Raw genomic sequence first — 11777 nt, forward strand, 5'->3', positions numbered from 1 at the left:
AGAAGGATTGTTCCCGAACGGATCGGCGCCGCGGTGGTTGCGTGCGCGGTCAGGGCTGTGGTCGGCTGGGCTTCGCATCTCTGAGGTTTGTGGGGGCGGGCCGTGGGGTTTGTGCTTGATACCGGGGGCATGGCGGCCGGTGAGCGGGTTGAGGCCGTTCAGGCGGCGATGATGTATGCGTCGGCGCCCTGTCATGTGTTGCATGAGGATCCGGGTGGGGTCGTGCGGGCGCGCATGGAGGTGTGGGAGTTCGGGCGGACGACGATCTTCACGCAGCGGTCGACCGGGATTCGGCTGCTTCGGACGGACAAGCTGGCCAAGCAGGACGCCATGCCGGTTGTGGCGGTGTCGGTGCAGCGGCGCGCGCAGGGGCGGCTGGAGCAGCGCGGGCATCAGCGGGTGGCGGGGCCGGGTGAGCTGGTCGCCGTCGATCTGTCGGGGGCGTACGACTTCTCGTGGTCGGGGGACGGCGCCGCGGGATGCATCCAGATCCCGTTCGACCAGCTCTCGTTGCCGTTGGACGTGGTGCGGCGGGCGGCGCCGGAGCTCGAGTCGAGCCCGCTCTATCGGCTGGTCGCCGAGCATGTGACGAGCCTGGCGCGCGCGCCGGCGGCGATCACGGCGGACGCCTCGTCGGGGGCGGTGGCGGCGGCCAGCATTGATCTGGTGCGGGCGTTGCTGGTCTCGGCGGCAAGGGCCGGGCGGCATGCTCGCCGGGTTCGGTTCGAGACACTTCTTTCCCGCGTACGGGCGTACGCGCGCTCGCATCTGGCCGACCCCGACCTGTCGCCGGCGACGATCGCGGCCGCGCACAACGTGTCGTTGCGGCAGCTCTACAAGGTGTGTGCCGAGGCCGAGCTCAGCCTCGAACAGTGGATCATCGAGGAGCGGTTGCAGCGCGTGCGGCATGCGCTGGCCCAGCCGGATTTGGCGCACCTTCCGATCGCGACGGTCGCCCGGCGCTGGGGTTTCCGCGACCCGACCCATTTCACGCGTCGATTCCGGGCCCGGTACGGGATGACCCCGGGCCAGTGGCGCCGATCGTCAGCCGCAGCGCGCCGTTGACCGATCCGCCGCGGGTGGCCCGTTCGGCGGCGGAATGACCCGCGGCCGAGCCACCGCCCACAGCCGGCAGAGTCGTCGCGCGCACCCGACTGGGACCGTAGCGCCGCCGTACGGGCTTGACCGGTCAAGTTGTGCAGACAGGGCCGAGGACGGTGCAGTGACGGCCGACCGGAGGACTGTGCCACGGCGATACGTTCCGCGAACCGGACTCGGGTGAAGGTGAAGGTGCGTGACGCATGAGCACGATCGTTCTGGTTCACGGTCTCTGGGTGACCCCGCGCAGCTGGGAGCACTGGGTGCCCTATCTGGAGGCGAAGGGCCACACGGTGCTGACCCCGGCCTATCCCGGCTTCGAGGTCGAGGTGGAGGCCCTGCGCGCCGACCCCGCCCCGATCGCCGCCGTGACGGTGCCCGAGACCATTGCCCACCTGGAAAAGGTCATCACGGCCCTGGACGAGAAGCCGATCATCATCGGGCACTCGTTCGGCGGGACGCTGACCCAGTTGCTGCTCGACCGAGGGCACGGCGCGGCCGGTGTGGTGATCGACTCGGCGCCGCCCGAGGGGATTTTGGTCAACCCGCCCTCACAGCTCAAGTCGCTGTTCCCCATCCTCAGCAACCCGGCCAAACGGCATCAGGCCGCCGGCTTCACCGCCGAACAGTGGCACTACGCGTTCTGCAACACCCTGTCCGAGGAGGACTCCCGGGCCGCCTACGAGCGGTACGCGATTCCGGCCCCGGGCAGCTGGGTCTGGGCGTACGGGCTGATCGCGAACTTCAAACCGGGCAAGCAGGAGACGTGGGTCGACTTCAAGAACCCGGACCGGGCCCCGTTGCTGTTCATCGCCGGGGGTGAGGACCACATCATGCCCGCGTCGGTGAACCGGTCGAACGCGCGCCACTACCGGGGTGAGGGCACGGTCACCGAGCTCATCGAGGTGCCGGGGCGCTCACATTGGACCTGCGGCGAGCCGGGGTGGGAGCAGATCGCCGACACCGCTGTCGACTGGGCTCTGCGTCACGCCGGATAGACGCGGGCCTTGGGGCAGAGGATGAGCAAGCAGCTGTCCACCCTGACGTCGTCGATCAGCGGGCCGTGACCCGCCGGGCTGGTCGTGCTCGCGAACTCGACCCGCAGCGAGCGGGACCTGGCCGGCACGTACGCGGTGTGCCGGGTGTATCCCATGTTGTCGCGGGACTTGCCGGCCGTGTCGAACGACAGTTTCTGCACGACCTTGCCGTTGACCCGCAGTTCACCGGTCTTGACCGCGGGCGCGCCGACGTAGTTGCCGCCCAGCGAGTACGAGATTCGGTAGGTCAGCAGCGGTGTGCTGGTGACCGTGCGGGCCACGGCACCGTTGACGGCGCCGTCGAGGTCGAGGTTCTGCCGGCCCTCGGCGGTGCTCCACAGGCGGGTCGTGCTGAGGTCGACGTCACCCGCGGTCACCTGCCAAGGGCCGAGCTGGGCGCCGGCGGCGTAGCGGGTGGAGCCGCCGGTCACGGCCGGTGTCTCGAAACCGTCGAGGAAGGCGGGTGCGGGAGCCGGGGCGGCGAGAAGTGCGGCAGCGAGAAGGATTCGCAATGGGGGACCTCCGTCGGGTCGGCGCGGCGTGGTGCCCACCGTAACGGCGAAGGGGCAAAACCGGATGTAACGGACAGCGTGTTGCCGGCCCGCTCGAGTGCGGCGGGCCGGCAACAACGGTCAGGACGTACGCGCTGTGGCCGGAGGCTCGGGCGCCGAACCGTACGAGCGGGTGATCCGGTATTTCGCGGTGACCGGGTCGGCTGCCAGCACGAGACGGATCACGTTGCCCGCCGTGACCTCGCAGCTGAACTCGGCCTGGCCGAAGCCGTCACAGGGCGCTCCGGCGGTGGGGCGGACCGTGGCGTGCACGGCGCCCGAGCCGGTGAGCCGCTCGACGGCCACCGTGAAGTCGGACGAGTCGCGGTCGGGCACGAACTCGAAGCACTCGGTGAACCGGCCGGACCGGAATTGCGCCCGCACCGACGGATCCCAGGGCTTGCAGTTCCAGAGCGAGTGCCTGTCCTGCAGGGCGAAGATGTAGTCGCCGGTCGGGGCCTCCGCCGGGGCGGTGAGCAGCAGCCGATAGGTCGCTGGGCCCGGCAGGTCGCATTCCGCGGTCGAGCAGACCGCGTTGTTCGCGCTGTCGTAGTACCGCATGAGCGGCACCCCGGCCCCGGAAGCGTTCGGCGGCAGCACAACGCCCGTCTCCGAGCGCCACGGGGTCTCGAACTGCCAGCAATCGACCTGGCCGATCGCCCGGAAGGCGCCGCGGGCGTTCGGCCCGGCCACCCCCTGCGTCGTGGTGAGGCGGCAGCCGGGACCGTTCATCGCCGCGAACGTGGTGGTGAACGACTTGGTGACGAGCCGGGTGTTCAGCGTCTCGGCGATCACCAGGTAACGCCCGGCGGCCGGGAGTGCGCACACCTCCTGCTGGAGGACGGGGAGCGGGGCTGACGTGCAGACGGGCTTACCCGAGGGGTCGAAGACGCCGGTGGCCTGCCCGGTGTTCTGCGGGGTCCTGGAGCGTACGAGGTAGGTGCCCGCGGCCGGAGCGTCCAGGACGCGGCAGCGGACGTCGCTGAACCGGTTGGACGACCCGAAGGGCTTCGGCGTGTGCACGGGACAACCGACAGGCCGGGTGATCGAGCGGACCTGGATCTCGTTGCTGGTCGCCGAGGGCGGGGCTGCGGTCATGGCCAGGAACGTGCCGGAGCCGGGGAGCCGGCAGGGTTCGAGGAGCTGCGTCGGCAGGTGACAGACGAGGCTGCCGTCAAGCTCGCGGATGTTGCTGGAGCCGGCCGCGTTGTAGACGTTGATCTTTTCGGCCTCGGTGCCGGTGAACCGGACGCAGAGCGCCTCGATGCCGGTGCTCGGCACGGGCGTGGCGGCCGAGTTCCACGCGGTGCGGGCCCGGGTCGTGCAGTGCACCGGGTCCTGCGGAATCGCGGCGACCCGATAGCTCAGCGTCTGATCGGTCGGGTTCGGCACCTCGATGGTGTACGCCCCGGTGGCCGGAATGTCGCATTCGACGGCGGCGCAGACCTGGTTGCCGGCGGCGTCCCGCACCAGGAAGGACGGCGGGAACGAACGGTCAGCAGGTGTCTGGATGTAATGCGGCCCGGTGGCGAGGGTGACCTCGTGGCAGCCGGTCTGGCCGGGCGCCACGGTGGCGGCGCCGATCTGGTCGGCGGCGAGGGCGCCGAACTGGCCCGCTCGCAGCGGGGCGCATGAGGCCGCCGGGGCGGGATCGGACGGTGAGAGGTCGGACGGCTCCGCCTGAGCGACGCCGGAGAAGGTGGTGGCCAGGACGAGGCCGCACGCGAGCGCGGCACCCCAACGTTTCAAGACGTTCCCCCGTGACTTGTCGTGGATGGTGTCCTGAGTGGATATCACGCGGGGTGTCGACCTCTCCACCCCGTCGGCGACATATGCGTACGGCAAACGCATATGTCAAAGGGTGCGAGAGGGCACCGGTGCGATTTGCCGGAAACATGAGGGTTGCTACTTTTCTGTGGTACCTCTGGAGGCAGCCTCGGAGGTGACCCATGAAAGCTCCCCTGCCGGACAACGAGATCGACCGGCTCGCCGCCCTCTATTCGCTCGACATCCTCGACAGCGCGCCCGAGCAGGACTTCGACGACATCGTCGCGCTCGCCTCGAAAGTCTGTGGCACACCCATGTCGCTGGTCACCCTGCTCGACACCGACCGCCAATGGTTCAAGGCGCGGGTCGGAACCGAGGAAACCGGCACCGACCGGGACATCTCGTTCTGTGCCCACGCGATCCTCAACCGCGACCTGATGGTCGTGCCGGACGCCACCAAGGACCCGCGATTCGCCGACAATCCGCAGGTCACCTGCGACGGGGGCGTCCGCTTCTACGCCGGCGCGCCGCTGATGACGACCGACGGGTTCGCGCTGGGGACGCTCTGCGTGGTCGACAACGAGCCCCGCCGCCTCGACGGCGAGCAACTGCAGGCGTTGCGTGCGCTGGCCCGGCAGGCGACCTTGCAGATGGAGTTGCGCCGGCACGCTGTCGCGCTGGCCAACACCACGGCCCGGCTGCAGGAGCTCGAACGGCGCAAGGACGACCTTGCCGCCCTGCTCGGCGGGGACCTGCGAGCACCGCTGCGCCTCATCTCGGCGTACGTGGAAAAGCTCGGGGCGACCGGGCTCCACGACGCCGAGATGGCCGACCTGATCGGGCGCGCCACCGCCGGGCACATTCGGGGCTTCCTCGACCTGCTGCACCACCTGAGCACGCTGGCCGAGGCCGGGTTCGGCGCCGAGACCCTGCACATGCGCCAGATCGACCTCACGCGCATCACCCAGCGAGCGGTCGAAGCCGTACGCCCGATCGCCGCGACCAAGCAGATCTGGATCCTCAACCAGGCCGGCGGTCCCGCCCTGCCGATCATCGCCGACCCCGTACGCCTCGAGCAGGTGCTCACCCATCTGCTGTTCGCGGCGGTGAAGTACACGCCGACGGGTGGACGGGTGCGCGTCGGCACCGAGGTCGAGTCCGGCCCGGCCGTACGCCTCGACGACATGGACCTGCCCGACGGCCTGCGGCCCGAACTGTTCCCGCACCTCTACTACGGCGCGATCGCCCACCCGGCCGACGTCCCGGGACCCGACCAGGGCCTGGCCGTGGCCAAGAAGATCCTCGACGCGCACCACGCGACCGTCGCGCTGTCGGACCGGCCAGGCGACGGCACCTCGCTGCACGTGGTCTTCCCGCCGGCCGACCTCAGCCCGGCGATGGTGCTCGACGACCTGATGACCGTCTGACCTTTCGCCCGTAGGCAATCGGCCCGTGCCCGCTCGGCTGCAGTTCGAGCGGGCACGGGCCGACGCTTCACCCGGCGTGCGGCCGGGCTTTCACCCGGTGTAGACCGGGCCGGTGCCGCCACCCGGGGGCGAGCCGGCTGACGGAAGGTCCTCGGGGCCGTACTCCGCGGTGTGCTGGCCGGGGCCCGGCTGCGACGGCACCACCGGACGGGCAACCGCCCGGCCCGACGCCGGATGCGAGTCGGCGTGACCCTGACCCAGTGTCGAGGGCCATGTGTCCACAACGGGCGCAACCTGGGTGAGCGGCGGCGGAGGCGGCGGCAACGCCTCGGCCCGGTTGCCCAGACCCGCCCGGTGCAGCTTGTGCCAGCGCAGCCGGCCGCCGGTCAGCGCGGTGGTCGCCGACTGCATCAACACCAGATACATCAATTGCCGGTACGCGAACTGTTGCAGCGGCAACCGCCAGAGCGGTCTCAGCGACTCCTTGTCGAAGCGGAACGCCACCGCCGCGGTGAACAGTTGCAGGGCGAGCATGCCGAGCCACGCGACCATGGTCTCCTCCAGCTCCCAGAAGACCAGGCCGTAGACAAGCATGATGTCGACCACCGGCGCGAGCATCGGCAGCGCCACCCCGAACAGCGCGAGGAACGGCAGCCCGAGCCGGCCGAAACGACCCGACGGCCCCCGGTCGAACAGAGCGCGGCGGTGCTTCCACATCGCCTGCATCGTGCCGTAACTCCACCGGTAACGCTGCCGGTACAGTTGTTCCAAAGTGGCCGGCGCCTCGGTCCAGGCCTTGGCGTCCTCGGCGTACACGACCCGCCAGCCCTGCCGCAGCATGGCCATGGTGACGTCGGTGTCCTCGGCCAGCGTCTCGTCGCTGATCCCGCCGACCTGCCGCAGGGCCTCCCGACGGAAGGCGCCGATCGCGCCGGGCACCGTCGGCATGATGCCGAGCACCTCGTACAGGCGGCGGTCCAGGTTGAAGCCGATCACGTACTCGATGTGCTGCCAGGCCGCGACCATCCGCTCCCGGTTGCCGACCTTGACATTGCCCGCGATCGCGCCGACGGTCGGATCGGCGAACGGCTGCACCAGCGTACGGATCGAGTCCGGCTCGAAAATCGTGTCGCCGTCCACGGTGACGATCAGGTCGTGCCGCGCGAGGGCCACGCCGGTGTTCAACGCGTTCGGCTTTCCCCCGTTGGGCACCCGGACCACCCGTACGTTGGGAAGCCGCATCTGCTCGACGAGGGCGGCCGTGCCGTCGGTGGACCCGTCGTCGACGACCACGACCTCGATCGCCGGGTAGTCGCCACCGGCCAGGGAGCGTACGGCGGCTTCGATGCCTTCCTTCTCGTTGTAGGCGGGCACGATGACCGACACCGGCTCGACCACCGGCGGGCCCCAGCTCCAGCCGGGTTTGCGGCGCTGGCGCGCGTGCCGGGTGGCGAGGAGCAACAACAACGCCGTACGCCCGATGGTCAGCGCGCCGACCACGAGGAACAGGATCGCGATGAACCAGACGAGACCGTCGGCGACCCGTACGGTCCAGATCACCGCGCTGCCACGCCACACGTCGCTGTTCGCGGCCTGCGGGTTCTCGGGCAGCAACGGCACCTTGGCCGCGGCCGCCTCGTTGCTCTGCTCGATCGTGCTGTTGAGCCCCTCGGTGACGGTGGTGAACCGGTAACCGCGGGACTTCATGGCCGGGATGAACTGGCGCAGCGCGTCGACGGTCTGCTGCCGGTCGCCACCCGCGTCGTGGAACAGGACGACCGCCGAGCTCTCACCGGTGGGAGTCGCGTTCTTGACGATCTGCGGTACGCCCGGCCGCTGCCAGTCCTCGCTGTCCAGGTCGTTGACGACGACCAAGTAGCCCTGCTTGCCGGCGTCCTGGACGATCCGCCAGTTGATCTCGTCGATGGCGGCGTTCTTCGACGAGTAGGGGAAACGGGCCAGGTTGGTGTGCACGCCGGTGGCCCGGGCGATCGCGACCTGGGTCTGCGACAGCTCCAAGGTGCGCCGCCACGGCGCGAGGCGTTGCAGGTTCGGGTGGGTGAACGTGTGCAGGCCCAGCTCGTTGCCCTCGTCGGTGATCCGCTTGGTGAGCTCCGGGTGCCGTGACACCTCGGAACCGACCACGAAGAACGTGCCGTGCGCGTCGTTCTCCTCGAGCACGTCGAGGATCTTCGGCGTCCAGGCCGGGTCGGGGCCGTCGTCGAAGGTCAGCGCGATCGTCTTCGGCGGCATGCGGCTGGTGCTGGTCTGGCCGCCGGTGGTGTTGATGACCGGGCCGCCGTTGAGGATCTCTGCGGGGACGCCGGCCTGGTCACCGACCTCGGAGTCGAGGTGGTCGCCCTTGAACTCGGCGTTGATGTAGGCCTGCACGACCAGGACGCCGACGAACACCAGCACGAGCAGCGAGCCGAGCATGATCCGGGGGCGGGGGAGGAGCCTTCGCCGTACGGGGCCGCGGCCTCGCGTACGTGCCTTGGTGCGCGGCATGGGTGGCGGGGTGTTGGGAGGCGGGGCCTTGTGGGCGGGGGTGTGAGGCGTCACTGAAGCACCTTGGTCGTGAGGGATACCGGGTCCGGGAACAGCGGGGCGGTGGCCCTGGTCGTGATGTCGGGTGGGGTGGTTCCTTCCTCGCCGGTTGTCCGGGTGGCGGCGCCGGACGACGCCGATCCGCTGTTGTCGCCGTTCGTTGAGCTGCCGCTGCTGTTGCCGCTGGTTCCGGAGCCCTCCGCGCCTCCGGAGCCGGCGTTGCTTCCGCTGCTGTTGTTGTCGCCGTTGCTCGTGCTGTTGCCGTCGGGGCTGTTTCCGCTGCCGCCTGAGCCGCTGCCGCCTGAGCCGCTGCCGCCTGAGCCGCTGCCGCCTGAGCCGCTGCCGCCCGCGCCGCCCCCCGCGTCTCCGGCGCCGCTTCCGCCCCCGCCCGAGTTGCCGCTGTTTCCGCTGCTCGGGTTGCCGCCGCTGCCGCCTGTTCCGCCCCCGGAGGCGGACGAGCCCGAGCCGCTCGGGCTCGGGCTCGTCGGGTTGCCAACGGCTGTTCCGCCGCCTCCTCCGCCGGTGCCACCGCCGGGCGGCACCGCCGGGGGAACCGGCGGCACCTCGTCGACCGGGGTCGTCGGCGGAGTCGTGGGCGGGGTGGTCGGAGGCGTGGTCGGCGAGGTCCGGGGCGGCTTGACAGTGCCCGACTCCGGCTTGGGGGGCGTCCTCCTCGTCGGAGTCGGCGAGACCGACCGCGACGGGGTGGGTGTCCGCGTCGCCGATGGCAGCCGAGTCGACTCCAGCTGCGGGGCCGGCGGCCGGACGGTCGCCTGGCGGGGCTGCGCACCCGGGATGTAGAGGGCTCGTGCGGCCTGGGTCGCTGTGGGGGTCGAGGCGGGGCTGGGCTGGGCTGCCGGCGTTTCTTTCTTCTCGGGCTCGAGGCCGGGCAACGGCAGCACGGCGCTGGAGCGGACGGGGCCGCCGGCCAGGCTGACGCTGATCAGGCCGCCGTACAGCATGACCAGCACGCCGAACGCGTACGCGATCCGCCGCAAGAACCGGCTGCGGCGCCCGGTGCTGTCCACGAACACCGGCGCCGGCGTCTCCACCGAGATCACTTCCGTCTCGGGGAAATCGTCGGCCACGAAATGCGGATTTTCTGGCTGTCGCGAAGTCACGCCGCGAGCTTAAGAAGGTAAATCGCGATCTTGCGACGTCTCACTCTTCCGCATGACCGATGATCGTTTCCGCAGAATCAGCCGAAATGATGAGCGCTGGAGTTTGACCAGATGGCGACTGGTATGTGCCACGGTTGTCCACGCGTCGCTGAGCTGCGCCGAATTGGCAGACGCATTGAGGTTACGCGGTTTTGCTCATTGTTTTCCTGTCGTATCCCCGACAATGAAAGAGGCAAAAGCCCGAAGCATATTCACGCGACGATATGCACTTCTTAACGAGAATATACCACTATGTCCGGGTTGTCGAATTGGCTTGGTCGAAATTTGAAAGTCCCCCGGCCACCCGTTGTGTCCGACATCGGAGGTCGTTAAGCTTCTTCTTGCGCGCTCCTATCGCCCGCTTCCCCCGTGGCAGGCGATCGGGGCGCGCTCTTACTTTCTGCAGCCTTCCGCGTGACGCCCCCGCGGCCGCCGGTGCACAGCAGCACCACGGCATCCCGCTGCGCCCGGAAATGGAAGAGGGGCCGCCGCGCGGCGACTGCCACTGCGGCGGCCCTGAACGGCCGGGGCCGGTGAACTGAAGAAGGGGTCAGATCCAGCGGCCGCCCAGCCACATGCGCCCCGACCAACTCTCGTACGGGATCACCTGAGCCGTGAAAATTGGATAGAAGTAGGCGAAACACACCGCTACCAGCACAATGTAGGCACCTACCACTACGGTGCCTACCAGCTGGCGGTCCGATCTTGCCTTGCCCTGGGCTATGCCTTCGGGCGGCGTCATGATGGCGCCCAGCACGTAGACGACGGCCAGGATCAGGAACGGCAGGGCCGGCAGCACGTAGAACGAGAACATCGTGCGCCCGTCCTTGACCGCGTAGTAGAACCACGGCAGCAGGCCCGCGACCACCGGCACCAGGATCGCCCAGGCCCGCCAGTCGCGCCGGGCCAGGCCGAACCAGACCAGGGCGGCCAGGGCGGGCAGGAACGACCACCACAGGATCGGCGTGCCGAGCAGCAGGATCTCGCGGGCGCAGCTGGGGGCGCCGCAGTTGCCGCTGTTGTTCCAGTAGAACGCGACCGGCCGGCCGAGCAGCAGCCACTGCCACGGCCACGACTGGTAGATGTGCCGCTCGGTCAGGCCACTGTGGAACCTGTAGGCCTCGTGGTGGTAATGCCACAGGTTGAGCAGCGCGCCGATCAGCGGGGGCTCGCTCATGCCGTTGGCCTCGCGATAGTGGCGGAAGTAGCCGGTGTCGGTGACGAACCAGCCGGTCCACGTGGCCAGATAGATCACGAGGGTGAGCGCGAAGCTGAGGATCAGCCACCCCAGGTCGCCGAGGATGCCGGCCAGGAACGGGCCCTGGACGCCGGCCGACCGTCGCGCCTGGACCCGCCAGACGATCACCAGGGCGCCGAGGAACGGGGCGAAGAACAGCGCGCTCCACTTCACGCCGCAGGCCATGCCGAACGTGATGCCGGCGACCAGCAGCCACCACGGCACTATCCGGGGGACGCTTGCCGTCTTGGCCGGGTCGAACCCTTTTTCGAGCGCCTTGAGCCACTGGCGCCGGTAGTGGTCGCGGTCGAGCACGATGGCGGCGAACGTGGCCAGGATGAACGTGCCGAGGAAGATGTCGAGCAGCGACGTGCGCGAAAGCACCAGCTGGTAGCCGTCGAGTGTCATCAGCAGCCCGGCCAGCCCGGCCAGCAGCACCGAGTGGAACAGCCGGTACGTCACCCGGATGAGGATCAGAATCATCACGGTGCCCGCCACCGCGGCCGGGAAGCGCCAGCCCAGCTCCGTGTTGCCGAACATCAGCTCGCCGAGGGCGATGAGCCATTTGCCGAGCGGGGGATGCACCACGTACGCCGGGCCGTTGGTCTTCTCGTCCCATTCGACGCCGTGCTGCAACATGTCCCAGGCGTCGGTCGGGTAGTACACCTCGTCGAAGATGTAGCCCTTCGGGCTGCTGATCCCGCTGAGCCGCAGGATCGCCGCGATGGTCACGATCAGGGCGGTGACCAGCCACGAGTGCGGGTTCAGCCAGTTGTCGAGCGTCCTGAGCCGCCGCCGCACGATCTCGGGGACGGCGCGGACGCCCCCGGGTTCGGCCGCCGCCGGCGGTTCCGGGGTCAGCTCTGTCTCCGTCGTCGCCGCCGTAGTCACCCCGCGATCGTAGGACCTGCGACTGGGAGGCGGTGCCCGCCGTCACCTCGTCGCGGCGTGTG

The 11777-nt window shown here is 69.6% G+C and carries 8 protein-coding genes; 3 read left to right on the top strand and 5 right to left on the bottom strand.

Annotation, left to right across the window (positions count from 1 at the left end):
* Window positions 1-171: 171 nt before the first annotated feature.
* The gene (locus C8E87_RS19075) at window positions 172-1065 is read left to right on the top strand and encodes a helix-turn-helix domain-containing protein (protein WP_275408906.1); all 894 of its coding nucleotides are present in this window, start codon (window positions 172-174) and stop codon (window positions 1063-1065) included.
* A 236-nt stretch (window positions 1066-1301) separates the two neighbouring features.
* Window positions 1302-2096, top strand: a complete 795-nt coding sequence (locus C8E87_RS19080; protein WP_133874351.1) for an alpha/beta hydrolase — start codon at window positions 1302-1304, stop codon at window positions 2094-2096.
* On the opposite strand, the gene C8E87_RS19085 is transcribed toward C8E87_RS19080, so the two are convergent.
* Both C8E87_RS19085 and C8E87_RS19090 read right to left on the bottom strand, forming a co-directional pair.
* A complete protein-coding gene (locus C8E87_RS19085) occupies window positions 2084-2647 on the bottom strand; it encodes a DUF642 domain-containing protein (RefSeq protein ID WP_166661192.1) in 564 nt (187 codons plus the stop codon). The genes C8E87_RS19080 and C8E87_RS19085 overlap by 13 nt on opposite strands.
* A gap of 120 nt (window positions 2648-2767) precedes the next feature.
* On the bottom strand, window positions 2768-4435 hold the full coding sequence (locus tag C8E87_RS19090; RefSeq protein ID WP_166661193.1) for a hypothetical protein: 1668 nt from the start codon (window positions 4433-4435) through the stop codon (window positions 2768-2770).
* Window positions 4436-4635: 200 nt separating this feature from the next.
* Here C8E87_RS19090 and C8E87_RS19095 point away from each other — a divergent pair, with 200 nt between their 5' ends.
* A complete protein-coding gene (locus tag C8E87_RS19095) occupies window positions 4636-5880 on the top strand; it encodes a GAF domain-containing sensor histidine kinase (protein ID WP_133874354.1) in 1245 nt (414 codons plus the stop codon).
* Window positions 5881-5970: 90 nt separating this feature from the next.
* Here the strand turns inward: C8E87_RS19095 and C8E87_RS19100 are convergent, their stop codons facing one another.
* From C8E87_RS19100 to C8E87_RS19110, 3 genes are all read right to left on the bottom strand, one after another.
* Window positions 5971-8442, bottom strand: coding sequence for a bifunctional polysaccharide deacetylase/glycosyltransferase family 2 protein (locus tag C8E87_RS19100; RefSeq protein ID WP_498368235.1), 2472 nt, complete (start codon window positions 8440-8442; stop codon window positions 5971-5973).
* A complete protein-coding gene (locus C8E87_RS19105; RefSeq protein WP_133874355.1) occupies window positions 8439-9548 on the bottom strand; it encodes a hypothetical protein in 1110 nt (369 codons plus the stop codon). Before C8E87_RS19105 ends, C8E87_RS19100 begins: the two co-directional genes overlap by 4 nt.
* A gap of 589 nt (window positions 9549-10137) precedes the next feature.
* Window positions 10138-11715, bottom strand: a complete 1578-nt coding sequence (locus tag C8E87_RS19110) for a dolichyl-phosphate-mannose--protein mannosyltransferase (RefSeq protein WP_133874356.1) — start codon at window positions 11713-11715, stop codon at window positions 10138-10140.
* Window positions 11716-11777: the final 62 nt, after the last annotated feature.

It is taken from the genome of Paractinoplanes brasiliensis, assembly GCF_004362215.1.
Taxonomy (GTDB): Bacteria; Actinomycetota; Actinomycetes; order Mycobacteriales; family Micromonosporaceae; genus Actinoplanes; species Actinoplanes brasiliensis.